Annotated in this window: 20 protein-coding genes; 13 read left to right on the forward strand and 7 right to left on the reverse strand. The window is 43.3% G+C overall.

Annotation, left to right across the window (positions count from 1 at the left end):
* Positions 1–232: 232 nt before the first annotated feature.
* The gene (cysS, locus tag ACTJKG_RS01645) at positions 233–1,696 is read left to right on the forward strand and encodes a cysteine--tRNA ligase (protein ID WP_172335992.1); all 1,464 of its coding nucleotides are present in this window, start codon (positions 233–235) and stop codon (positions 1,694–1,696) included.
* A 6-nt stretch (positions 1,697–1,702) separates the two neighbouring features.
* Here the strand turns inward: cysS and ACTJKG_RS01650 are convergent, their stop codons facing one another.
* On the reverse strand, positions 1,703–2,374 hold the full coding sequence (locus tag ACTJKG_RS01650; RefSeq protein WP_172335991.1) for a hypothetical protein: 672 nt from the start codon (positions 2,372–2,374) through the stop codon (positions 1,703–1,705).
* A gap of 290 nt (positions 2,375–2,664) precedes the next feature.
* On the opposite strand from ACTJKG_RS01650, the gene ACTJKG_RS01655 reads away from it, so the two are divergent.
* Positions 2,665–3,528, forward strand: coding sequence for a hypothetical protein (locus ACTJKG_RS01655; protein WP_440738161.1), 864 nt, complete (start codon positions 2,665–2,667; stop codon positions 3,526–3,528).
* Between the two features lie 170 nt (positions 3,529–3,698).
* On the opposite strand, the gene ACTJKG_RS01660 is transcribed toward ACTJKG_RS01655, so the two are convergent.
* Both ACTJKG_RS01660 and ACTJKG_RS01665 read right to left on the reverse strand, forming a co-directional pair.
* On the reverse strand, positions 3,699–4,661 hold the full coding sequence (locus ACTJKG_RS01660) for an AAA family ATPase (RefSeq protein ID WP_440738162.1): 963 nt from the start codon (positions 4,659–4,661) through the stop codon (positions 3,699–3,701).
* A gap of 9 nt (positions 4,662–4,670) precedes the next feature.
* Positions 4,671–6,113, reverse strand: a complete 1,443-nt coding sequence (locus ACTJKG_RS01665) for a peptidylprolyl isomerase (protein WP_172335988.1) — start codon at positions 6,111–6,113, stop codon at positions 4,671–4,673.
* Between the two features lie 180 nt (positions 6,114–6,293).
* Here ACTJKG_RS01665 and ACTJKG_RS01670 point away from each other — a divergent pair, with 180 nt between their 5' ends.
* From ACTJKG_RS01670 to ACTJKG_RS01685, 4 genes are all read left to right on the forward strand, one after another.
* Positions 6,294–6,917 (forward strand): hypothetical protein, encoded by a 624-nt coding sequence (locus tag ACTJKG_RS01670; RefSeq protein WP_440738163.1) that lies wholly within the window; start codon positions 6,294–6,296, stop codon positions 6,915–6,917.
* 71 nt (positions 6,918–6,988) lie between these two features.
* A complete protein-coding gene (locus tag ACTJKG_RS01675; RefSeq protein WP_172335986.1) occupies positions 6,989–7,570 on the forward strand; it encodes a non-canonical purine NTP diphosphatase in 582 nt (193 codons plus the stop codon).
* 81 nt (positions 7,571–7,651) lie between these two features.
* The gene (locus ACTJKG_RS01680) at positions 7,652–7,813 is read left to right on the forward strand and encodes a hypothetical protein (protein WP_172335985.1); all 162 of its coding nucleotides are present in this window, start codon (positions 7,652–7,654) and stop codon (positions 7,811–7,813) included.
* A 54-nt stretch (positions 7,814–7,867) separates the two neighbouring features.
* Complete coding sequence (locus tag ACTJKG_RS01685; protein ID WP_172335984.1) at positions 7,868–8,353, forward strand: hypothetical protein; 486 nt, start codon at positions 7,868–7,870, stop codon at positions 8,351–8,353.
* A gap of 101 nt (positions 8,354–8,454) precedes the next feature.
* Here the strand turns inward: ACTJKG_RS01685 and ACTJKG_RS01690 are convergent, their stop codons facing one another.
* Both ACTJKG_RS01690 and ACTJKG_RS01695 read right to left on the reverse strand, forming a co-directional pair.
* Positions 8,455–9,591, reverse strand: coding sequence for a lactonase family protein (locus tag ACTJKG_RS01690; protein WP_172335983.1), 1,137 nt, complete (start codon positions 9,589–9,591; stop codon positions 8,455–8,457).
* A 389-nt stretch (positions 9,592–9,980) separates the two neighbouring features.
* The gene (locus tag ACTJKG_RS01695; RefSeq protein ID WP_440738164.1) at positions 9,981–11,414 is read right to left on the reverse strand and encodes a pseudouridine synthase; all 1,434 of its coding nucleotides are present in this window, start codon (positions 11,412–11,414) and stop codon (positions 9,981–9,983) included.
* A 450-nt stretch (positions 11,415–11,864) separates the two neighbouring features.
* Here ACTJKG_RS01695 and ACTJKG_RS01700 point away from each other — a divergent pair, with 450 nt between their 5' ends.
* Complete coding sequence (locus ACTJKG_RS01700; protein WP_440738165.1) at positions 11,865–12,428, forward strand: lytic transglycosylase domain-containing protein; 564 nt, start codon at positions 11,865–11,867, stop codon at positions 12,426–12,428.
* 217 nt (positions 12,429–12,645) lie between these two features.
* Here ACTJKG_RS01700 and ACTJKG_RS01705 read toward each other — a convergent pair whose 3' ends face one another.
* On the reverse strand, positions 12,646–13,797 hold the full coding sequence (locus tag ACTJKG_RS01705) for a DUF3800 domain-containing protein (RefSeq protein ID WP_440738166.1): 1,152 nt from the start codon (positions 13,795–13,797) through the stop codon (positions 12,646–12,648).
* A 335-nt stretch (positions 13,798–14,132) separates the two neighbouring features.
* Here ACTJKG_RS01705 and ACTJKG_RS01710 point away from each other — a divergent pair, with 335 nt between their 5' ends.
* Positions 14,133–14,474 (forward strand): superinfection immunity protein, encoded by a 342-nt coding sequence (locus ACTJKG_RS01710; RefSeq protein WP_440738167.1) that lies wholly within the window; start codon positions 14,133–14,135, stop codon positions 14,472–14,474.
* Between the two features lie 9 nt (positions 14,475–14,483).
* Here the strand turns inward: ACTJKG_RS01710 and ACTJKG_RS01715 are convergent, their stop codons facing one another.
* Complete coding sequence (locus ACTJKG_RS01715; protein WP_172335978.1) at positions 14,484–14,885, reverse strand: hypothetical protein; 402 nt, start codon at positions 14,883–14,885, stop codon at positions 14,484–14,486.
* Positions 14,886–15,141: 256 nt separating this feature from the next.
* Here ACTJKG_RS01715 and ACTJKG_RS01720 point away from each other — a divergent pair, with 256 nt between their 5' ends.
* From ACTJKG_RS01720 to ACTJKG_RS01740, 5 genes are all read left to right on the forward strand, one after another.
* Positions 15,142–16,125, forward strand: a complete 984-nt coding sequence (locus ACTJKG_RS01720; protein WP_172335977.1) for a phosphotransferase — start codon at positions 15,142–15,144, stop codon at positions 16,123–16,125.
* Positions 16,126–16,381: 256 nt separating this feature from the next.
* On the forward strand, positions 16,382–19,228 hold the full coding sequence (gene uvrA, locus ACTJKG_RS01725) for an excinuclease ABC subunit UvrA (protein WP_440738168.1): 2,847 nt from the start codon (positions 16,382–16,384) through the stop codon (positions 19,226–19,228).
* Between the two features lie 472 nt (positions 19,229–19,700).
* Positions 19,701–21,482: a DUF885 domain-containing protein gene (locus ACTJKG_RS01730; RefSeq protein WP_440738169.1), complete on the forward strand. Its 1,782-nt coding sequence runs from the start codon at positions 19,701–19,703 to the stop codon at positions 21,480–21,482.
* A gap of 203 nt (positions 21,483–21,685) precedes the next feature.
* Positions 21,686–22,081 carry a hypothetical protein gene (locus ACTJKG_RS01735; protein WP_440738170.1) on the forward strand — a complete coding sequence of 132 codons (396 nt, stop codon included), beginning with the start codon at positions 21,686–21,688 and terminating at the stop codon, positions 22,079–22,081.
* 170 nt (positions 22,082–22,251) lie between these two features.
* Positions 22,252–23,643, forward strand: coding sequence for a TolC family protein (locus ACTJKG_RS01740; RefSeq protein WP_440738171.1), 1,392 nt, complete (start codon positions 22,252–22,254; stop codon positions 23,641–23,643).
* The last annotated feature ends 2 nt before the right edge of the window (positions 23,644–23,645 follow it).

Raw genomic sequence — 23,645 nt, forward strand, 5'->3', positions numbered from 1 at the left:
GTGAAATTTTTGCTCGTTTTTCCATAAAATGTGTAAACCCACTTTTTTAACCAGGTTTAGCCATCTTGCTTAAATTCAACCTACCCGTTTAGTTAGGGCAAGAGGTGGCATGTTAGCGTCAAGAATCAAGAGCATGTAAAATAATCCTGGTATTGCCGTAAATCTTGATTCTTGATTCTAATCTCTGGGCTCTATATTAGCATGAAATTGAAAAAATCGTAAGTTTGCGCTCATGCAACAAAATTTGTTTGTTTACAATACTTTAACCCGTAAAAAGGAAAAATTTAAACCGCTTAACGCGCCCCATGTGGGCATGTACGTATGTGGCCCTACTGTTTACAGCGATGTACACCTGGGTAACTGTCGTACCTATATATCATTTGACCTTATTTTCAGATACCTTACCCAAATAGGATACAAGGTTCGCTATGTGCGTAACGTGACCGATGCCGGTCACCTGGAAGGCGATGCCGGCGATGAGGGTGAAGACAAAATATCAAAAAAAGCAAAAATAGCACAGCTGGAGCCGATGGAAATTGTACAAAAGTACACCGTTGGCTTTCATGATGTAATGCAAATATTTAATACGCTGCCACCCAGTATTGAACCCACCGCTACCGGCCATATTATTGAGCAGATAGAAATGGTAAAGCAAATACTGGAAAAAGGGTATGCCTATGAGGTTGATGGCACCGTGTATTTTGATGTAGAAAAGTACAACAAAAGCAAAAACTATGGCATACTGAGCGGTCGTAACCTGGAAGACCTGTTAAACAATACCCGTACACTTGGTGGCCAGGACGAAAAGCACGGCAAGCTTGATTTTGCCCTGTGGATAAAAGCCAAGCCCGAGCACCTGATGAAGTGGCCATCACCCTGGAGCGTAGGCTTCCCGGGCTGGCATTTGGAATGCTCGGCCATGAGCCAAAAATACCTGGGCAACCAGTTTGATATACACGGCGGCGGCATCGACCTGGTACCCACCCACCATACCAATGAAATTGCTCAGCACGAAGCCTGCTGCGGTGTAAACCCGGCCAATTACTGGGTGCATACCAATATGCTTACGGTGAACGGGCAAAAAATGTCAAAATCATTAGGCAACAGCTTTTTGCCGCATGAGCTTTTTACCGGCAACAACTCCATCCTGAATAAAGGCTACAGCCCCATGACCGTAAGGTTTTTTATGCTGCAGGCCCACTACCGCAGTACGCTTGATTTTGGTAACGAAGCCATGGAGGCCTCTGAAAAAGGATTTAAACGCTTAATGAACGCCTTTGCCCTGCTTAACGGCTTAAAGGCAAGCAGCACTACCGAAGTGGAGATAGAGCCCTTGTTACAGCGTTGCTACGCGGCTATGAACGATGACTTTAACAGCCCGGTGCTTATTGCCGAACTGTTTGAGGCTTCGCGCATGATCAATTCGGTTCAGGATGGCAAGATGAAGATAGATGAAGCCAATTTGCAACAGCTCAAAAGCTTAATGAACACTTTTGTTATTGATGTATTGGGATTAAAAGATGAGCAAGCCGCCAATGACGATTTACCCAATATACTGAACTTTATAGTTGAGCTGAGAAGCGAGGCCAAGATCAATAAGGACTATGCCATATCAGACAAGATACGTGATGGCCTGGCCCGGATCGGTTTTCAGCTTAAGGACAGTAAAGACGGTACGCACTGGAGCAAATCTTAAAAACCGTTAAAGCGAGTTGTAATAATTGAACAGCTTGGCTAATGCAGCGTCGTTTTTATAGTCTACGGTATTATTTTTCAAATAAGCTTGCATCTCTGTACTTTTATTAGCCATAGCGGCCAGGATACTCTTTTGGCTCGGCTTAATACGGATGATCTTGTTATCGGCATACAGGTAATAAAAATCGGTATAGGCGAACGTTTTGGTAACCGTAGCCGAATTAAAAGCCTGATCGGTACGTATAGCTTTTCGATAGTGCCTTAACAGCTGCATTTTGCCCGGAGCAATTATCTGGTAAAATGAGGCCGGTGTTTGCACGTCAATGGCCGGGTAGCCACTATTAAACACCAATGGCAGAATGTTGCTTTCATTAATAAAGCCATTGGTTAACGTAAAGCCCTTCACCGGCTCAATAAAATACATCGCCGTTGAATCGCCTTGATGCTGAAATAAAAGCACATCCTTTACCAGGTCATATTTTACTTTAACATTGGTGGCTTTACCGTTAGAAAAGGTAATTGTCGCCCCGGTCCAACTATCAATCAGATAAGGAGTACCATCCACTTCGGTATAGGATTTCTCCATGTATGGCTTACCCTGCAGGTCATGAATTATCTGGGCATGAGTGCTTAAATAGCCCAATACCATAACCATTAAACAGACAATAAACTTGTTCATTACAACGTAATTTTTTATAAATATGAACATAATGATTTTTTTAATCAAAACATAATCAAGCCTCTGCGGTTAATTAGTTTTTAATTTAACGCATTTAGTTAATATTTGCCATTAGGTATCATTTTTTACATGATTAACCCTGTTCAGCTACAATTAAATATCAATCGTTTCGTTTCAAACATGAACCTATTTGGCTGCAATGTTGCAGGGTTATTTACTTATCACCTTAATTCAAATTACATTCCCGACTTAAAATTTATTGTTAAATTGCCCCAAAATCTAATATGACCATGAAGAAAATAATATTAGCTGCTACGTTTATTGGTTACAGTGCGTTTGCCTTTGCGCAAACCGCTCCCGCACAAGTAAATAAAGTGGTTAGTGCCGAAGAAGCCTTTAATAAGTTAGTTGAACGCAAAGGCATAAAAGACGGTTTTTTGTCCGTTGCCGATCCTGAAGGTATTGTTTTTAAACCCAACGCCGTTAAAATAACCGACTTTTACTCTAATATTGATAAACAGGCCGGCAAGCTGAGCTGGGTACCTAAGTTTGGCCGTATATCAGCCAATGGCGATTTAGCCTTTACCGCTGGCCCTTATACTTATACCAATGGTAAAAGCGATGACGACAAAGTTTTTGGCGATTACGTTTCTGTTTGGCGCTCTGATGCCGAAGGTAAACTAAAGCTGCTGATAGATCTGGGCATACAACACCCGGAACCAGAGCAGGAAGAGGTAACTGATTTTAAAGAGCCTACAGCAGCCCGCACCGCGCCAAGCAAGGATCCATTTACCGCAAAAAGCATCATTGTAAATACCGATAAGATATTTAACCACTCGTTAACCATATCTGCACTGGCCAGCTACAAAGAGTTTTTAAGTCCCGAGGCCCGTTATTATTTCCCGGGGTTCGACCCAATGACAGGGCCGGATGTAATTATGAAGTTCATAAACAACCAGGCTATCAGTATCACTGCCGAAACTACAGACGGTGGCCGCTCTGCCAGTAACGACCTGGCTTATACTTATGGCCATGCCCGTATAACCAAAGGCAATGTGGTAAGCAATTACAACTATGTGCGTATCTGGGAACTGGATAAATCAAAAAAATGGGATATCCTGCTGGAAGTGTTCTCAGCAATTGAAAACGAATAAACAGATTCTATAACATAAACAAAAAGGGAGCATTTCTGAAAAATGCTCCCTTTTTGTTTTAGCTCTTTATAGTGGCTGTCATGCTGAGCCCATCGAAGCATGGTGGGCTGGCCTTGGCGTGCGATACTTCGACAAGCCCAGTATGACACCAGCCTTCTTATTAACTTCTTTTAAAACAGCTGTTGAATAATGTCAGCGGCCGACAGCCCTTCGGCCTCGGCATGGTAACTGCGTACAATACGGTGGCTTAAAATAGGTTTAGCTATGGCCTGTACGTCCTCAATATCGGGCGAATACTTACCATTGATCACCGCGTGGCATTTAGCGCCCAGGATGAGGAACTGCGATGCCCTTGGCCCTGCACCCCAGCTTAGTAAACGATTAATCTGTGGTGTTGCAAATTCACCATTGGGCCGGGTCTTGGATACCAGCTTAACGGCATACTCCAATACATTATCGGTAACCGGTATATTGCGCACCAGCTGTTGAAAATAGGTGATCTGCGCAGCGTTGAGTATTTTGTTTACCTCTGTTTGCGTGGTACTCGTTGTGTTTTTAACTACCTGCAGCTCTTCCTGAAAAGATGGATAGTTTAGCGCTACGCTAAACATAAAGCGGTCAAGCTGTGCCTCGGGTAGTGGATAGGTACCTTCCTGTTCAATAGGGTTTTGGGTAGCCAGTACAAAAAACGGCTGGGCCAACTTATGGGTAACACCGGCAGCGGTAACTGCTTTCTCCTGCATGGCCTCTAATAAAGCAGCCTGCGTTTTGGGTGGTGTGCGGTTAATCTCGTCGGCCAGAATAATGTTGGAGAAAACCGGACCGGGTATAAATTTAAAATTCCGGTCTTCGCCCAGTATTTCAGACCCGATAATGTCTGAGGGCATAAGATCGGGCGTAAATTGTATGCGTTTAAAATCAAGATCAAGCACCCTGGCAATAGTTTGTACCAGCAGGGTTTTGGCCAAGCCCGGTACCCCAACCAGCAAACAATGACCATTGCTAAAGATGGATACCAATACAAATTTCACCACTTCATCCTGCCCGATGATAACTTTACCTATTTCAGAGCGTATTTGCTGATATGCCTGCCTTAAAGCATCGGCAGCTTCCACGTCAGATCGGTGTTGCATATAGTTGTTTTATTTAGCTTGCGCGGTGATTGTTGGCGGGGTGATCCATTTTTTCAATATATCACAAGATTGATATTCGTGGTCGATCCTAATAAAAGTCTCTTTCCTGCGTTTTTCAAACCATTGAGTTACCGTACGGTTGGTTTTATCCTCATATGCCATATCCTTTAATTTAGGAAAATCTTGCTCCAGGTTGGCTTTATGCGCACTTGTTGCCGATTTAAGGTACAGTATCTTATACGTTTTTTTACCATCGGCACCGGTAAATACATCGGGTTTTGATATGCTGCCAATTTTCATGGTATCAACCGTAAGGGCAACCTTAGGATCAAGCTTATCTGTAGGGATAAAGGTAGTACGGGTTTGAACGTTTTCGGCATTCAGCATCATACCGCCATTGAACTTGGTGTCCTTGTTATCAGAATAATAAGCAGCAGCGCTCGAAAAATCGATCTTCTTATTGGTCATCATCAGGGTATAAATACTATCGGCTTTTACTTTAGCCCTTTCTAAACTGGCCTGGGTTATTACCGGAGCTATTAATATATGCCTAACGTGTACCTGCTCGCCACGGCGCTCAATCACCTGTAAAAAGTGAAACCCGAAATCGGTTTCAAACACCGGTGATATTTCCCCCGCTTTAAGTCTGAACGCATTCGCTGTAAACTCTTTCACAAAGGTTGTACGGTCGGCAAAGCCCAAATCGCCACCATCAGGTGCCGAACCCGGATCCTGAGAGTATAAACGGGCAAGCGTTCCAAAATCTTCGCCTTTTTTAATACGCTGGCGCAGTTCCTCTGCTTTTTCCTTATACAGTTCTTTTTCTTCCTTATTTAATTTGGGTTGAAATACGATCTCTCCAACCTCCACCTCTTTATTAAAAGATGGTAAACTATCTTTCGGGATCTTATCGTAATAGCTTTTAACATCCTGCGGGGTAACGTTCAGTTTCTCGGTAATGTGCTGCTGCATTTTCTGCGCAACCATTTGTTCTTTCAGGTCGGGACGAATCTCATCTTTATACTGAATAACCGATTTGCCCAGGAATGCTTCCAGCTTTTCCTGTCCGCCGGCTCTTTGGGTCATCTCGCGCATACGGCGGTCAACATTGTTATCAACCTCATCCTCTTTTACCTCGATGCTATCAATAGCAGCCTGCTGTGCCAATAATTTTTGTGTTAATAACGATTGCAGGATGCGGCATTTTACACCCGGATCTGGTTGATTACCCTGAACAAGAAATTGAGCATATGATAATTCAATATCCGATTGTAATATAGGGGCGTTACCCACAATGGCTGCAATTTTATCTAAGGTATGCTTTGGGCCCGATGGTACCACCGTCGAATCGGCCTTAGCCGTTGCCTTTGCTGTGGAATCGGCCTTGGTTTGCGCCCGGGCAACTGATATGATCAAAACAAAACTTAAAATGAATATCCCTAACTTTCTCATGTAATGCACTTATACTCTAAATAATACGGATCAATAGTCCGTTAAAAACTTCGAATTTCGGTAAAATTTATTAATTATAGCTGAACAAAAAACGGCAATTAAATATAAGCGCCTATAATTGTGCTAATATGGCTATAAAGCTTGAAACCGTTTAACTACTTTTGGTTAAAATTTGTTAAAGTGAAAGTTGAAAACCCAGTTGCCCTCCGTTTTATATTACAGGATGATCTTTACCTGTTAAATGCAGACAAATCCTTTTATGAAAAAAGAGAAATACTTCCACCTGTTATTCAAGAAATATCCGAACCTGAAATAAGAACGCAGGTTGATACCCCTGTTATTCAGGAACCTCAACCAGAAATAAAAACGCCGGTTATTGACATTGTACCTCAGGAAGCTAAGCCCGAGGTTAAAACGCCCGAGCCTGCTTTTAATTATCTGGGTAAAAATTTAAAAAACTTCTTAATACTGGTTCATTACCCTGATCAGGAATTTATAGCTGATGCCCATCTAGCTGCCCTGCAAAATATACTGAAACGCAAGGAGTTTAGCCTTGATGATGTGGTTATATTCAACATGGCTAAATATAGCACCACTACAATTGCTCAGCTCGCCGCGTTTTTTAAACCTGTAAAGCTATTATTATTAGGCCAGGCTTCTACACCGCAAGGGATGACCGGGCTTACCCTAAACATGCCAAAAACATCAGGAAACCGCACGGCGTTATATAGTTTTAGTTTTGACGAGATGATGGACAGTGTTGATAATAAGAAAATTTTCTGGGAGCTGATGAAAGCTTTGTAAGTCTACAGTCCGGAGTCTAAAGTCTTTAGTCTAAAAATCCTTTATCCCTTTAATCTTACATCCCATAAAATATGCAGCAATTAGTTTTTGCAACCAACAATCGTCATAAACTGGAAGAAGTATCGGCCAAAATAAACGGCCGGTTTGAACTGCTTAGCCTGGATGATATTGGTTGTACCGATGATATTGAAGAAACCGGCACTACCTTTCGCGAAAATGCATCCATAAAAAGTCAATATATCTATCAGAAATATAAACTAAATTGTTTTGGCGACGATAGCGGCCTGGAGATAGATGCCTTAAACGGCGAACCAGGAGTTTACTCGGCACGCTATGCAGGCGGGCACGGCAATCAAATGGCTAATATTAACAAAGTGCTGCAAAATTTAGCCGGCGAAACCAATCGCAAAGCACGTTTCCGCACAGTGATATCATTAATATGGAATGGGGAGGAGCACTTTTTTGACGGAACTGTTGAAGGCAGCATCCGCACCGAACCCAGTGGCAATGACCCATTTGGCTACAACCCCATATTTGAAGCCGATGGTTACAATGTTACCTTTGCCGAGATCAGCCTGGAAGAAAAAAACAGGATAAGCCACCGCGCCAAAGCCATGGATCAACTCATCCATTTTTTAAGTACGTTAAGCTAAATTAAGAATAATTGTTTTTCGGTTAACCTGGGCGTAACATTCCGCTTAAATGCTCGTATAACTAAGCCTTTAGGAGTGCCTATGAAAACCGTCAAAAATTTTAGCCGTAACGTATTTTCCAAAAATAACGATCAGCAATTTGCCAATAGCCTTACTCATATTAAAGAAGCAGACCAGATAACCGAGGCTATCAATAAGCGATTAGATGAAATTCAAAAAAAGCTTAAGCTAAAAAACTGTTGAGTTTAGCCAGGTTTGGCAGGATTTATGCTCTTATGCCATAAAATAACCCCAATCATGAAAAAGATATTTCAAACCTCAATCGCAATCTTATCTGTTATTCTTGTTTTATCGGCTTGCTCAGGACAAAAAAGCACGGTATCAAACAATGTATCACGAGGCAAATTTGTGGGTACCTGGACGTTAAATAATGTAAGTTATGATGGTCTGGTACAAAATGCTGTTCAAAATGTATTTGATCAGGCACCTCCGGAAGCGTTTGCTGGCAGTACCTGGAAACTAACCAATAGCGGCAATGGTGTGTATACTTTATCGAACGGTGCATCACAAACTATATTCTGGTCGGTTTATAATGGCGGCAGTACCGGTACACAATTCCAGTTCAAAAAACTATACGAAGGCGATAAAGCCAAAAACGTTGCCGAAGGTTATCGTTTAGATATAGCGGGTAATGATGGCTCAACCATGACCCTGAAAGCACCTGTTGCCATTGGCAGTAACGGCACCGGGTATATCATTTACTCGTTTACAAAAAGCAAATAATCTTAGGGCAAAAGGAGAAAGGTCTTTATCCGTAAATAAAAAAGGGCAAAGTTGAATAGCATCAACTTTGCCTTTTTTGTAAAATCCTTTTGCCTTTCACCTTATTCGGCAGGTACAAATTTTAAACATACCGGATTACCAATTTCCAGTTTAGTGCCGGTTGGCGAAATACGGCCGGTGGTTTGATCGATCCGGAATACAAAAATGCTGTCGCTGCTTTGATTGGCTACCAGCAGGAATTTACCTGTAGGATCAATAGCAAAATCACGAGGGTTTTTACCCATTGATGATTGACGCTGTACAAAAGTAAGTTCGCCGGTTTCCTGATTGATGGCATACACAATGATCTCGTTAGTTTCTAAACGATTGGACGCATACAGAAATTTGCCATTAGGCGATATATGAATAGCCGCGCCTGCGGTTTGGCCTTTAAAACCTTCAGGAAGCAGGGTTATGGTTTGTTTTTGTTTAAGCTTACCATTATCATAATCAAATACATAAACGTTTGATCCCATTTCGGTGATCAGGTAGGCGTGTTTTTTATCAGGCGAAAAATCCAGGTGGCGCGGACCATCGCCAGGGGTTACCCTTATCGATGTGGGATCGGTTAAAGGTGAGCTTTTACCTGAGCGGAAACGATAGCTGTATATTTTATCAGTCCCCAAATCATTGTAAAACACGTATTTTTCATCGGGCGATAATATGCTCATGTGGGCGTGAGGGCCTTCTTGGCGTTCCTTATTAGGGCCTGTGCCATCATTTTTTACCGTTTCTACACCGTTGGCTAATGAGCCATCTTTGTTGATTGGCATTACCGTAACCTGTCCGCTGGAGTAGTTGGCGATAAATGCGTTTTTACGGGCTTTATCTACAGTGATGTAGCAAGGATCGGCGCCGAGTGACGATTGTTTATTGATGAACTGTATTTTGCCCGTTTTAGCCTCAAATGAAAAGGAGCTTACTTCGCCCTTGGGTAACTCGTTTACAGCGTATATAAATTTATTATCGGCACTTACGGTTACATAGGAGGGATTCACCACGCCATCAATCTGGCTCAGGTAAGCCAGCCTGCCGTTTTCGGCATAAAAGCGGTAAACGGCTATACCTTTACTGGTACCAGTGGTATAGGTACCAATAACGAGGTCATAAGTTGAGGGGCCTTTCTTTTTGTTTTGCTTGCTTTGCGCCTGCGCTAACAAAGGCAGCAACAGAACAACGAATAATGCGATTTTCTTCATAAGAGATGAATTGGGTTACGAACCGCAAGTTAACAAAATTGCTAAAAAAAAAGCCCTCTCACCCAAAGGACATCAACCCCGAAATAAAAACTTTTTAAACCTGGCATTTCATCACCTTTCTGGTCAAAAAGCGATATAAAACACTTCAAAAATCATCCAAAATTGATTCAAAACTATCGATTTTAACAAATTTCTGATGAAGCTTGAAAGCTTTAAAAAGTATTAACAATTGGACACAAGCATATTAAACAAAAACAGGGCTAAAATAGCCCTGTTTTTGTTTCTGAACCCTGATTTTTAGGATTTCAGGATCAACCTGATTTGTTTAAAAATCGGGGCAATCCTTTAATCTGGTGAATCATGGTTCAGACATCCACCAATCCGTACCTCTATTTAATCAAATGCTTCAGTTGGATAATTTCTTTTTCGTCCAGGAAACGCCATTTGCCGCGGGGCAGATCTTTCTTGGTGAGGTTGGCATAAACCACTCTATCAAGCTTTACTACTTCGTAACCAAGGCTTTCAAAAATACGGCGAACCACACGGTTTTTACCGCTATGTATCTGTATGCCTACTTCTCTTTTGGTGCCGCCGGCTACGTATGATACCGCATCGGGTTTTATCACACCGTCTTCCAGTTCAACACCAAAGCCAATTTTGTTCAAATCGCCCTGGGTTAAAGCTTTGCTTAGCTCCACTTGGTACAACTTGCTGATGTTGCTGCGCGGGTGCGACAGCTTGTCGGCCAGTTCACCATCGTTGGTCATGAGCAATAAGCCGGTGGTGTTCCTGTCTAAACGACCAATAGGGTAAATGCGCTCCTTGGTTGCTTTTTCAACCAGGTGCATTACGGTACGGCGTTCCTGCGGATCTTCGGTAGTAGTAATATAGTCTTTTGGTTTATTCAATAACACATAAACCATTTTTTCGCGGCGAAGGGTTTCGCCGTTGTATTTGATATCGTCTTTTTGGGGATCAACTTTGGCGCCCAGTTCGTCAACCACCACACCGTTTACCGAAACCACACCGGCAATGATCAGCTCATCGGCCTTGCGGCGAGAGCAGATACCAGCGTTGGATATATAACGGTTGAGGCGGATAAGGCCATCGTCTTTAGCTTTTGGTGCAGCGGGGTTTTTACGGCCACGCATGGTTTTAGCCGGGGCATCCTGATCACGCGATGGTTTATCGCGGTAAGGTTTATCTTTAAACGAGGCGTCATCGCGTTTTTTAAAACCGCCTTCGGTTGGCCTGTTGCCAAACTTACGGTCGCCGCCCTCGCTAAAACTTCTTTTGGGTTTACCTTCGGCACCTGCTCCTGAGCGGGTACGTGGGGATGAGTATGGTTTTTTGTCGCCGGTGGCGCTGCCGCCAAAGCTTCTTTTTGGTCTTTCGTCGTCACCAGATGATGGGCGGCCCGAGTACGGCTTCCTGTCGCCTGCTGAATTGGAGCCGAAACTTCTTTTCGGTTTTTCCTCATCGCCGCCTGTTGGCCTGCCAGAGTATGGCTTGCTGCGCGGGCTAAATGATGATGAGCTATCGCCAGACGGGCGGCCCGAATAAGGTTTTGATCTTCCGCCAGATTTTCTTTCACCGGATGATGAGGCGCCATCCCTGAAATTGCTTTTGGGCTTGTCGTCACTAAACCTGTTGTTTTGAAAAGTTTTGGGTTCTGGTTTGGTGAATTTCTTTTTCTCTCCGTTTGGCGTGGCTTTGCCTTTTGCGGTTGCAGGCCTTTTGGGTTTTTCGTCGCTTCCTGAGCTCCGGCCTGTTGTTCTTTTTGGCTTGTCGTCGCGACTACCTTGTGGTCTCTTAAATACCATATTTTTTTGTTTTGCGCTTTCGCAGCGTGAGGGTCAAAGATACGCTTTTTTGGCAATTTTTAATCAAAAAAAGCAAAAATTTTAAGCGGTTCAAAAACCGGGTTTAAACAGTTTTAAAGCCCGTTTTTGGACCAAAAACCGCAACTAAAATATTTAGTATTTTGCTAAGTATTTGATTATGTGCCCTGTATAGCCTACCTTTGCAGCACATTTTAACCAAATGTATAGTTAATGATAAAGAAAGAAATGATCAAAAAACACTTATTTACGTGCTCCGTAATGCTAGTGCTGGTTCTCATTTCAAAGCTCAATATTTTCAGCACAACCATCAGTGAAAAGGTTGTGAGCACTGGAGATATTAGCCATCGGAACTCGAAATTTATTTTTATAAAAAGCAATGCAAATGCATACAATTTTGCAAACGAAGCTTTACCTGTAAACGATGCGCGGGTGACACGAAAATTGAAAGTATCGCTTAAACAGCACACTTTCAAAACCGTTCAGTCAACCATTCTGCATCGCAAAGCCGAAAAATGGTTCCCTATTATTGAACCGCTTTTGAGACTTTACGGTATCCCCGATGATTTTAAGTACATCCCGCTGGTGGAGTCGGGCCTTTGTGAAGGCACTTCGCCCCGGGGAGCACGTGGTCTGTGGCAGTTTATGCCGGGCACCGCGCGTACTTACGGGCTTAGAGTGGGCCATGGGGTCGATGAGCGCAATAACCTGCGCAAATCAACCATTGCAGCCTGCAAGTATATCAAAGAACTATACGGTGAGTTTAATAGCTGGACACTGGCTGCAGCCGCGTACAACAACGGCTCTGTTAAGCTGGAAAGAGCTATAAACAGACAAAATGAAGATAATTACTTCCGCATGAGCCTGAACCGCGAAACCGGTTCATATGTGTACAAGCTTATTGCGATGAAAGCGATTATCCAGCAACCTAAAAAGTTCGGGTACGACGATTATTTCGCCATGACCCCGTCTACACAATTGCTGAATTTTAATTAAGGTTAGTATCGAGTAGTTAGTATCAAGTATCAAGCTTTTTTGTGCTTCACTTATACTCATCATCTTTAATTAAACAATACATTACGGAGCACCCTGAGTCCTGCTTTCCCAGATGGAAAGCAGGACTTTTTTGTTTTTAGTAAGTTAGCTATGATTAGTCAAGTTTTGTTCATTGCATATGGCCATAAGCGTGATTTTTGTGGTAGCGGTCTTTTAATTAAAATATATCTAATAGCTTTTTTAATTCTTTAAATTCGTCTTTTTCAACAATATCAATGGTATTTAATGTCGACAGTTTGATTTTATCTCTTAATATTTTGATACGATTAAGCATCGGCAAAATCATACTGTTTCCATGGCTGATGAATTTATGCAGATCTTTTATATTGGATGGTAACTTATAGCCTGTATTTTCTCCTGAACTGCTACTTACCACGAGCACACCCATATCCCTTATCTTTCCTATAATTTTAGTCCTAAAACTATGCTCTGTTAAAGGTTCAACACGACCAGAATTTAAATGCTGTAATAATTCCTTTGTCGATGTGTACTTATTAAAACGATAGTTATTGAAGTACAACAATAATAACTTAACACAATTAACTTGGTCAGTATCGAATTGATCTTTTACCTTCTTTTGATCTATAAAAAGGTTCGCACTGTTAAATCCTGCCTCAGCTATTTCTGGGTTAAATAAAGGTTCCTCCTTAACAGCCTCTGTATAATAAGTCCGATTATCCTTAGGAAAATGGTTAAGGCTCGTGATCTTCGGCTCTAACATTTTGAGAAATGTTGCGCTTTCCTCTGATTGTTTGGTCTCATCAAAACATCGACCGAGTGTTCCTGCAATAAAATCAGCAAGCTGTATCATATTATTTGCATGACTTGTGCCGAAAGTAAATTCACTTCCGGAAAATAGATTAGGCATATGTTGCTTTTGTACATACTTCTTGAACTGCCTCATAAATTCATTTTCACCATGTTCATCGACAACAAGGTCGAGATCAGGAAAGGTTCTGAAAAGTTCTTTATAAACGAGCCCATTTAGGAATTTGTAGAATGACTGTTTGTACTTAAAGCCCTCACCTTCCAATTTTCGTTTGTCAACAATAACGGCATATATCGAAAAATCAATCTCAACTAATTCATTTAAAATCTTTATTCTCCTACTATGGTTATCAGCAACTTTTTTCGATTTCATTTCACCCGTCTGAAAATATTTGGCTCTAATCTTCTCGAATAAAATTTGATTTTCCTGTAACTTATCTTTCCTGAATATGACGCTGGCTACGATAAAATGACTTCCTTGAGCATTAAACTCAAAAGAGTTGTTTCCATATTCATCTGCAAAGGCAATTATATTACTCATTTTGATTGAATTAGATTAGTCGTATAACGATTATCATAAAATTTTCAAAATGAAGATACACATCTTTTAATATCTATATTAAAGATGTGGATTTAGTTTATTTTTGCATTAAGTTGTGTAAAGTGCGGAGTTTAAAAGGTCTAAAACTTGAGTTTCGCTCTCCTATTAAATATGTTTTTACTCCCTTCGCGAACCATAAATTCAGCCTATAGTTGTTGTTATCACCGCATCACTAATTATGTTATTCCGTTCAAAGCTTCGGCGATAAGTGGGGTGGTGATAACAACGACTATAAGCTGAATGGTTTTTATTATATTTGACTAAACCTTATCAAAATGATAATCTTACAAATCCCCGCAAATCAACCCCTATTCCTAATATTATTCTTATTGGTCATTGGTGTATTACTCTATTTTCTTCCCGCGATATTAGGCCGCAAGAAAAGAGATGCCACTGCAATTGCCTTATTGAATTTATTTTTAGGCTGGTCTTTCATAGGGTGGGTTGTTGCGTTGGTATGGGCACTTACCCCTGATAAACCAATAATAATTTATAATAACCCACAAACAAAATCTAGATCAGATGAATTGCTAAAATTTAAGGAGTTATTAGATAAAGGTGCGATTACACAAGCTGAATATGAAGTTGAAAAACAAAAAATATTAAGAAATAGTTAAACCTACTGCTCAATAAACAAACTTCGGTTTACCATCTTCACAGGCTACACCCTGGGGCGACTGAACCATCATACAATCTGAGCTTACATCCCATCTTTTATTAAACGCAGCCTGCTGCTCGGTATATGATCGCACCCTCTGCAGAAAGGCAGTTGTGTCCATTTTAATAGAGTAGGCTATAAAACCCGTGGGGCCGCCGCATGCTTTTGAGCCAATGGCGGTAAATTTCCAGTCGTTGATATTTTCGCAGTTAAACTGCTGTGTCATTTTTTGAATATTGGTATAAAACTCTTTGAGCTTTTTTTCGTCATCGGCCTTCAGGCTTTGATGATTGTCTTTACAAGAGGTCATCAAAAACAGTGCGAGCAGCATAATAACAGCACTCCAAAGCAGGGCTAAATGTTTCATCATTACAGGATTGTGATTTATTAACCATACGCAGGCAAAAAGAAAAATGCTACAGATATGCTGGAAAAAAGGACCAGGTAAGTGAAGGAAAAGAAAAAAATCACTAATTCACTAAATCAATAATTCAGTAACTAATCTTCAGGGTAAACGTTCATTTTATCTAAAAAGTACGCTTCAAAAAATATACTTTAAAAAGCTATCGAAAGCAGAAAGCCGTAAATATATTTGCCTCATCATCACCATTTTAAAACCTGAATTTATGATTCCTGAGAGTAAAAAAAACGCTGTTGACCATGCCTTGCTGGCAGCCTTTGGCACCAATACCCTGGAAGATATCCGTGAGCTCACCGCCGGCCTTTCCACGGCCCTGGTTTTCCGGATCGTGGTTGGCGGAAAGCCTTATCTGCTCCGCATCATTACCCGCACCGATGCCATGGCCGATCCAACGCTGGAATATAACTGCATGAAAGCCGCTGCCGAAGCCGGGATAGCACCCAAGGTGTGGTATACCAATGTAGATGACAGGATTGCTATTATTGATTTTATAGATGCCAAGCCTTTCCCGATGGAGGAAGCAAAAACAAAACTGCCTGCTTTGCTTAGTCAGTTGCATGCATTGCCGCCATTCCCTTTCCGCATCAACTATCTGGATAAAATTGGGGAGTTTATTGAAAAATTCAGGGACGATGAACTGATGCCTGATGAACTAACCACCGGACTGTTCGACTTTTACACCCAGGTTAAAAACATCTACCCCCGCAATCCCGAAGACCAGGTAGGCTGCCACAACGACCTGAAACCCGAGAACACCCTATTTGATGGCGAACGGGTATGGCTGGTTGACTGGGAAGCCGCCTTTTTAAACGACCGCTACCTGGACCTGGCCATCATGGCCAATTTTTTGGTGAAGAATGAGGACGATGAAAAGATCTATCTAAAAACTTACTTTGGTAAGGAAGCTACCGAGTATCAGCTCGCGCGCTTTTTCCTGATGCGGCAGATCCTTCACCTGTTTTACTTTGTTGTTTTTACGATTGTGGGCAAAACACCCGATAAACCCATCGATCCGGATATGCCCGTGCCCGGATTCAGGGAATTTCACGACCTCATCTGGACCGGGAAACTCAGCCTGGCCAATATGGACAACCGCCTGCAATATGCCCTGGTTCATCGGGAACAGTTGCAACACCATTTGGGATTGAGAAGATTGGATGATTCACTGCAGATTGTGGCGGGCTGCTAATTTCTACTTATTGTCATCTCGAACGAGGTACGAGGAGAGATCTTTTACGCCTGGCAAATGACAATTGCATTTTATCGTTCTCCTTAACCCCGTAAATATTAACCTTATGCTGACACGTTTAGCATACAATCCACATCAATTTTTTGTACATTTGCTTAAATTTTTAGCATTTTCTTTTTAAAGGCTGTATCTTAAACAAGCTTTTAAAAGCAAACCCGTTTACCCGGGTTTAATAAATTTGGTACCAATTACATATATGAACGAAATAACCGTTGACCTGGGCGAACAAAGCGAAGTTGAAGTTTATGGCGCCAGGGTACATAATTTAAAAAATATTGATGTTTCTTTTCCGCGCAACAAGCTGGTAGTGATCACCGGTTTGAGTGGCAGCGGCAAATCATCATTGGCTTTTGATACCATTTATGCCGAAGGGCAGCGCCGTTATATGGAAACATTTTCGGCCTACTCGCGCCAGTTCATGGGCGGTATGGAACGGCCCGATGTGGATAAGGTTTCGGGCCTGAGCCCGGTTATTGCCATTGAGCAAAAAACCACTAGCAAAAACCCTCGCTCAACCGTAGGTACCATTACCGAGATCTATGATTTTATGCGCCTGCTTTTTGCTCGTACCGGCGAGGCCTACTCCTACACTACCGGCGAGAAGATGGAGCGCATGAGCGAAGATCAGATCCTGAAAACCATTACCGAAAAATTCGACGGGCAGCCGGTAAATATCCTGGCCCCGGTGGTAAAAGCCCGAAAAGGTCATTACCGTGAGCTTTTTGAATCGATTCGCAAACAAGGCTATCTGAAAGTATGGATAGATGGCGCCATGGCCGATGTGGAGCCCAAAATGCAGGTGGATCGTTACAAGATACACGATATTGATATTGTGGTTGACCGCCTGGTGGTATCCGAAAAAGACAGCAAGCGTTTATATACTTCGGTACAAACAGCCCTTAAAATTGCCAAGGGCATCATCCGCGTAGGCGATAAGGACAACAACGTTGCGTATTACAGCAAGTATCTGATGGATCCGGTGTCGGGTATATCATACGATGAACCACAACCCAATACATTTTCCTTTAACTCGCCTTATGGCGCCTGCGAAAAGTGTAACGGTTTAGGTTATATTTTTGAGGTTGACGAAGCTTCGGTGATCCCCAACCCCAAACTAAGCATCATGAATGGCGGCCTTGCGCCTATTGGCGAGTACCGCGAAACCTGGATATTCCAGGTGTTGAAATCGCTCGCCAAAAAGTATGAGTTTTCGCTGTCGACCCCGATCGAAAAACTGACGCCCGAGCAAAAGGATATCATCCTGAACGGATCGCCGGATATGATCACTGTTGCCGTGGAGTACAACAAATGGAATGTACAAAGCTACCAGATCACTTTTGACGGTATTGTGCGTATGCTGGAAGAGCAGCAGGAGCGTCGCGGCGACGAAGGCATGGACGATATGGAAAATTATCGTGTGTTAAAAACCTGCCCGGTTTGCGAGGGTGCCCGATTAAAAAAGGAGTCGCTGCATTTCAAAGTCGATAATAAAAATATATTTGAACTGGCCTGTATGGACATCCGTACCCTGCAGGAGTGGTTCAACAACCTGGAAGACAGGCTGACCGAGCGCCAGAATGTAATTGCCAAAGAGATCCTGAAAGAGATCCGTGCACGTATTGTATTCCTATTGGATGTGGGTTTGAGCTATTTAACGCTCGACCGTACGGCCAAAACCCTTTCAGGCGGTGAAGCACAGCGGATCCGTTTGGCCACGCAGATAGGCTCGCAGCTCATGAATGTGATGTACATCCTGGATGAGCCCAGCATCGGTTTACACCAGCGCGATAACGAACGCCTCATCAATGCCCTCAAAAACCTGCGCGACCTGGGCAATACCGTGCTGGTGGTAGAGCATGATAAAGATATGATACTGGAAGCCGACCACGTGATTGATATGGGTCCGGCGGCTGGCGTACATGGCGGACAGGTAGTGGCCGAAGGCACCCCGGCCGAGCTGATGGCCAAACATACGCTCACCACATCCTATATCAACGGCGAGCGTTCCATTGCCATCCCTGCAAAACGCAGGGAAGGTAACGGCAAAACGCTGAGCCTGAAAAAAGCTACCGGCCATAACCTGAAAAAAGTATCGGTTGAATTTCCGCTGGGTAAACTCATTGGCATCACCGGCGTATCGGGCAGCGGTAAGTCAAGTCTCATCACTGAAACTTTGTATCCTATACTAAACCATCATTTTTTCAGGGCCAAGAAACAGCCTTTGCCTTATGAAAAAATTGAAGGGTTAGAAAATATCGACAAGGTGATCGAGATCGATCAAACACCAATCGGTCGTACACCGCGATCCAATCCGGCTACTTATACCGGGGTGTTCTCAGATATCCGTAACCTGTATGTGGCCCTGCCCGAATCCAGGATCAGAGGTTATAAACCAGGTCGCTTCTCCTTCAACGTAAAAGGCGGCCGCTGCGAAACCTGCCAGGGCGCCGGTATGAAAGTGATCGAGATGAACTTTTTACCCGATGTACAGGTGCCTTGCGAAGAATGCGGAGGTCGTAGGTACAATCGCGAAACACTGGAAGTACGCTATCGCGGCAAATCCATCAGCGATGTACTGGACATGAGCATTGAGGATGCTACGCCATTTTTTGAGCATATTCCATCCATATACCGCAAGGTGAAAACCTTATATGATGTAGGTTTGGGTTACATTACCCTGGGGCAGGCCTCCACAACGTTGTCCGGTGGTGAGGCGCAGCGTGTTAAACTGGCTACTGAGCTCTCCAAAAAGGATACTGGCAATACTTTTTATATACTGGACGAGCCAACAACCGGTTTGCATTTTGAAGACATCAACGTACTGCTGGGCGTACTGTACCAGCTTGTTGATAAAGGCAACACCGTACTGGTAATTGAACATAACCTGGATGTAATTAAAGTGGTTGACCACGTGATAGATCTAGGCCCCGAAGGTGGATCAGGAGGTGGGAATACCCTATTCTCCGGCACGCCAGAAGGACTATGCAAGGTTAAAAACAGCTTTACCGGTCAGTTCCTGAAAAAGGAAATGGGAATAAATTAATTATTGAATTAATGATTTAGTGAATTATTGATTGAAAAACCTTTCTTTCCTCGTCAGCAAATAAGCTTCGGGTGAAAGCGGGCAGAACAATGGTGAGATGTGCGCTTGTAAGGGCATAGCGAACCTTACCTGAAGCGTGGGGGACTGAGAGAACGAAGTGGCGGTAAGGTTTAGTCCCGATAGCTATCGGGATGGTTCTGCCCGATTTGCAGAGCAAAGGCCTTGCGCGCAAAGAAGCATTTCTGCTGACTTGATTTTTTGGTTACTTTTGTATCAAGACAAAAGTAACAGCCTCAGCGGCAATTGAGCGCTCTACGACATTCATCTTCGCCCTGTATAAAAGGAATCGCTTCGTTCCTCGGAATGACGTATCGAATCAGGCTTGTGCATCATGCTTTCAACTAAAAGGTGATTCACGCACAGTTTTCTTTATTTTCATTTTGTTAGCTTTACTCATTAACTACTAACTAAAATGAAGAAAACCGTCCTTTACCTCTTCGCTGCGATTGTATTAGCCGCATGTAATCAGCCTAAAACAAACAGTTCATCCAAAACCGACAACCCGGAGCTGGTCAAAGTATTTAACAATTACTTTGAAGAATCATTAAAACTATACCCGCTTACTGCCACCGGCATTGGCGATAACCGCTATAATGATCAGCTGCCCAATGATGGCTCGGCAGAATTTTTAGCGAAATCAAAAGCTTTTTATGAAAACTACCTGGCACAGGTAAAACACTTTAACCGGGAAGACCTTAGCGAGGCCGACCAGCTTTCCTACGATATTTTTACTTACGAGGCTCAGCTCGCATTGGACGGTTTTAAACAGCATTTTGAATACATGCCCTTTAACCAGTTCTATGCACTGCCACTTACTATAGGGCAGTTAGGCTCGGGCTCGGGTTCACAACCATTTAAAACCGTAAAGGATTATAATGATTGGCTAAAACGCGTATCGGCATTTTCAGTTTGGGCCGATACCGCCATCAGCAATTTCAATAAAGGCATCAAAGCCGGTGTAGTTTTGCCCAAAGCGCTGGTAGTAAAAACCATTCCCGAATTGCAGGATCTGGTAGTTGCTGACCCTACAAAAAGTTTATTTTACGGCCCGATCACCAATCTGCCCAAAGACTTTTCTGATGCTGATAAAAAACAACTCACCGAAGCTTACAAAAAGGCCATCACCACCGTTATTTCGCCCACCTATAAAAAACTGGCCGATTATTTAAAAACCGAGTATTTGCCGCACGCACGTACAACTTCGGGTTACTCAGCCTTGCCCGATGGTACGGCCAAATATGCCTACCTGGTAAAACAACAAACCACTACTGACAAAACGCCTGAGGAAATTTACCAGACTGGATTGAAAGAGGTAAGCCGCATCCGTGGTATTATGGACAGCATCAAAACCAGTGTTGGCTTTAAGGGCGATCTGCAGGCGTTTTTTGAATACATGCGAACTGATCCTAAGTTCACCCCTTACAAAACCCCAAAAGAGGTTTTAACCGCGTTTGAAAACATCCACAAACGCATGGAACCAAACCTGGAGAAAATGTTTAACCACGTGCCTAAAACGCCTTTCGAGATCAGGCAAACGGAAGCTTTCAGGGCAGCATCAGCCAGTGCCGAATATAATGCAGGATCCGCCGATGGTAGCAGACCGGGTATATTTTATGTACCGATACTGGATGCTACCAAATTCAACATTACCTCGGGCATGGAGTCATTATTCCTGCATGAGGCTATCCCCGGCCATCATTACCAAATCTCGTTGACCCAGGAAAACAGTTCACTGCCAAAATTCAGACGGTTTGATCAGAATGAGAATGCCTACGTAGAGGGATGGGCGCTGTACTGCGAATCCTTAGGTAAAGAACTGGGCCTGTATACCGATCCTTACCAATACATGGGCGCTCTGGGCGACGAGATGCACCGTGCCATCCGCCTGGTGGTTGATGTGGCCATCCACACCAAAAACATGACCCGCGAGCAGGCCATTAAATACATGATGGATAACGAAGCCATCAGCGAGCAAGGCGCCACCGCCGAAATTGAACGCTATATGGCTATCCCGGGTCAGGCACTGGGCTATAAAATAGGGGCGCTTAAAATACGCGAGTTGCGTAACAAGTACGAAAAACAGCTGGGCAGCAAATTTAACCTGGCCGAATTTCATAACCAGGTGCTTAAAGACGGAGCCATGCCACTTGCCGTATTCGAAGCCAAAATGAACGCCTGGGCCGCGAAACAATAATACACAAACTATTTTCCGTTGCCCGTATCCTCACGGGCAACTTTCATATTCACACCATTGCCCGTATTATCACGGGCAATTTTTATATCACCCTATCGCAACTATTTTGCATTAAGTTCATCAGTACTTCATATTGCAACAATATTTTTGCATAAAAACAATTGGTTTTTTTTTGACCTTTGTTGTATAAAATTGTTGCCTGCGTGAAACAAAGTAATACAGATATCCTTAAAAAATTGCAAGTGCTATGCATAGCTGCCTGCTATGTTTTTATTGCCGTATCGCATATCTTTTTTTTACCACGTTTAACAGGGCCTGTAGCCGAAGCCGCCGTAAGTCATAATTCCATCTTTAAAAGAAAGATTGAAACCATTGTGACCAGCATTTCCCACACCAATTTTTTTCAGCGTACCGATAAGTTTGTCATGAATGATAAAAAATCGGCTATTGATTTGTTAAGTATGGTGGTGGGCAGTTTTATCATCCTGTTGTTTGCACAGCGTCTCTGGAAACTCAATCCGCAGCGTTTGCTCAACATTAATTGCTCAGTCACCGATTCACAATACTCCTATTTGTCCTTCTGCACCTTTAAAATTTGAGTTGATGGGGCCTGCTCAGGCCCCTGAGCTTATGCTCCGTCATGTATTCAAACTAGTTATCTATCATTTACCGGTATTTACTGTATGCTTGCCTTTAGGGTGATGCTTTTAATGCATCCTATCTGCTTAGTTTTTAACAGCCGCCGGTATAAGTTCATTTTCAGAAACTTATGCAAAGTTTAAAAATAACCGTATGTATTGCCCTGGGCCTGCTCCTGGCAGTAAATACCTATGCACAACAAAACAATGATCCGGCAGTCAGTCTAAAAACGCTGCTTAACCGGGTTGATCAGAATGCGCCAACCCTGCTTACCGACTCCGCGGCTATCAAAATCCGCCGCACGCAGGCAGCCGAAACGCATAGCAACTGGTTGCCCAACCTGCGACTTAATTACCAGGCCGATTTAGGCACCAACAATAATGTGGCCGGCCCTTATTTTGGGTTCGGCATTATCCCAGCCGACTCTAAAGTACGCGCCGAAAGCAACAGCTCTACCGTATCCGCCACTGTGGGTGTAGCTGCCCTCGACTGGGAGATCTATAATTTCGGCTCTTACGGCGCTCAAAACAAAGTGGCCAATTCTGATATCCAGGTAGAGCAAAATCAATTTGCAAGCACCAAATACCAGTTACGGGCCTATACCATCAGCAATTATCTGCAACTGTTGCGCCTGCATGATCTGCTGGGTATACAGTCGCTCAATATACAGCGCAATACCGAAATCCTTCGCTCCATACAGTCATTGGCTAAAAGTGGTGTGCGGGCTGGCGTTGATACCAGCATATCCGAAGCCGAGCTGTCAAAAGCCCGGTTAAATTATATCGAACTGATGAACCAGCAAAAGCAGGTGCAATTACAGCTTTCGTCGGTTAGTGGTTTGCCCTACCAATCCATCGTTCCGGATACTACCGCCGAGATGACGCTGATCGGGCAGTCGGCAGTGGTACAATCCTTAAATCCCGATACGGCTAATCACCCTTTGATCAACTATTACCGGTCGGTATACCAAAACAGTCTGCAGCGCGAGGATATGGTTAAAAAAAGCTATAATCCCAAGATCATGTTCGAAGCCGCGGCCTGGGGCCGGGGATCAAGTATCGATGCTAATGATCATTTCAACAGCCTGTCAAGTGGCCTGGGTGTCGACAGGAGCAATTACCTTGTAGGTATCGGCTTATCCTATAATTTGTTTGATATCCGCCGCCGCCAGCTCAAGCTACGTACCCAAAAGGCAACCACCGACTACAGCTCGCAAAAGCTGGCCGAGCAAAAACAACTGCTATCCATCAGCGCCAGCCAGGCCGATGTTGAACTGGAAACCGCCAGGCAGCGCTTGCAGGAAATTCCGCGACAGTTAAAAGCGGCTAACGAAGGTTACCGGCAAAAGCTGTCATTATATAAAAGCGGCTTAACCGATATTATTGAGCTCAATGCCGCGCTCAATATCCTTTACCGTGCCGAAACAGACCTGGCACAGGCCAAATTCGCTTACACCGGGGCCTTGTTCCAGAAAGCCGTTACCGAAAATCAGGTCAATACCGTTTTAAACCTTTTAAAATAATT

The organism is Mucilaginibacter sp. 22184, assembly GCF_052045695.1.
Taxonomy (GTDB): Bacteria; Bacteroidota; Bacteroidia; order Sphingobacteriales; family Sphingobacteriaceae; genus Mucilaginibacter.

Excerpts from the sequence above, each read along its gene's own strand:
- cysS (WP_172335992.1), top strand. The coding sequence starts at position 233 with ATGCAACAAAATTTGTTTGTTTACAATACTTTAACCCGTAAAAAGGAA.
- ACTJKG_RS01650 (WP_172335991.1), bottom strand. The coding sequence starts at position 2,374 with ATGAACAAGTTTATTGTCTGTTTAATGGTTATGGTATTGGGCTATTTA.
- ACTJKG_RS01655 (WP_440738161.1), top strand. The coding sequence starts at position 2,665 with ATGAAGAAAATAATATTAGCTGCTACGTTTATTGGTTACAGTGCGTTT.
- ACTJKG_RS01660 (WP_440738162.1), bottom strand. The coding sequence starts at position 4,661 with ATGCAACACCGATCTGACGTGGAAGCTGCCGATGCTTTAAGGCAGGCA.
- ACTJKG_RS01665 (WP_172335988.1), bottom strand. The coding sequence starts at position 6,113 with ATGAGAAAGTTAGGGATATTCATTTTAAGTTTTGTTTTGATCATATCA.
- ACTJKG_RS01675 (WP_172335986.1), top strand. The coding sequence starts at position 6,989 with ATGCAGCAATTAGTTTTTGCAACCAACAATCGTCATAAACTGGAAGAA.
- ACTJKG_RS01680 (WP_172335985.1), top strand. The coding sequence starts at position 7,652 with ATGAAAACCGTCAAAAATTTTAGCCGTAACGTATTTTCCAAAAATAAC.
- ACTJKG_RS01685 (WP_172335984.1), top strand. The coding sequence starts at position 7,868 with ATGAAAAAGATATTTCAAACCTCAATCGCAATCTTATCTGTTATTCTT.
- ACTJKG_RS01690 (WP_172335983.1), bottom strand. The coding sequence starts at position 9,591 with ATGAAGAAAATCGCATTATTCGTTGTTCTGTTGCTGCCTTTGTTAGCG.
- ACTJKG_RS01695 (WP_440738164.1), bottom strand. The coding sequence starts at position 11,414 with ATGGTATTTAAGAGACCACAAGGTAGTCGCGACGACAAGCCAAAAAGA.
- ACTJKG_RS01705 (WP_440738166.1), bottom strand. The coding sequence starts at position 13,797 with ATGAGTAATATAATTGCCTTTGCAGATGAATATGGAAACAACTCTTTT.
- ACTJKG_RS01710 (WP_440738167.1), top strand. The coding sequence starts at position 14,133 with ATGATAATCTTACAAATCCCCGCAAATCAACCCCTATTCCTAATATTA.
- ACTJKG_RS01715 (WP_172335978.1), bottom strand. The coding sequence starts at position 14,885 with ATGATGAAACATTTAGCCCTGCTTTGGAGTGCTGTTATTATGCTGCTC.
- ACTJKG_RS01720 (WP_172335977.1), top strand. The coding sequence starts at position 15,142 with ATGATTCCTGAGAGTAAAAAAAACGCTGTTGACCATGCCTTGCTGGCA.
- uvrA (WP_440738168.1), top strand. The coding sequence starts at position 16,382 with ATGAACGAAATAACCGTTGACCTGGGCGAACAAAGCGAAGTTGAAGTT.
- ACTJKG_RS01730 (WP_440738169.1), top strand. The coding sequence starts at position 19,701 with ATGAAGAAAACCGTCCTTTACCTCTTCGCTGCGATTGTATTAGCCGCA.
- ACTJKG_RS01740 (WP_440738171.1), top strand. The coding sequence starts at position 22,252 with ATGCAAAGTTTAAAAATAACCGTATGTATTGCCCTGGGCCTGCTCCTG.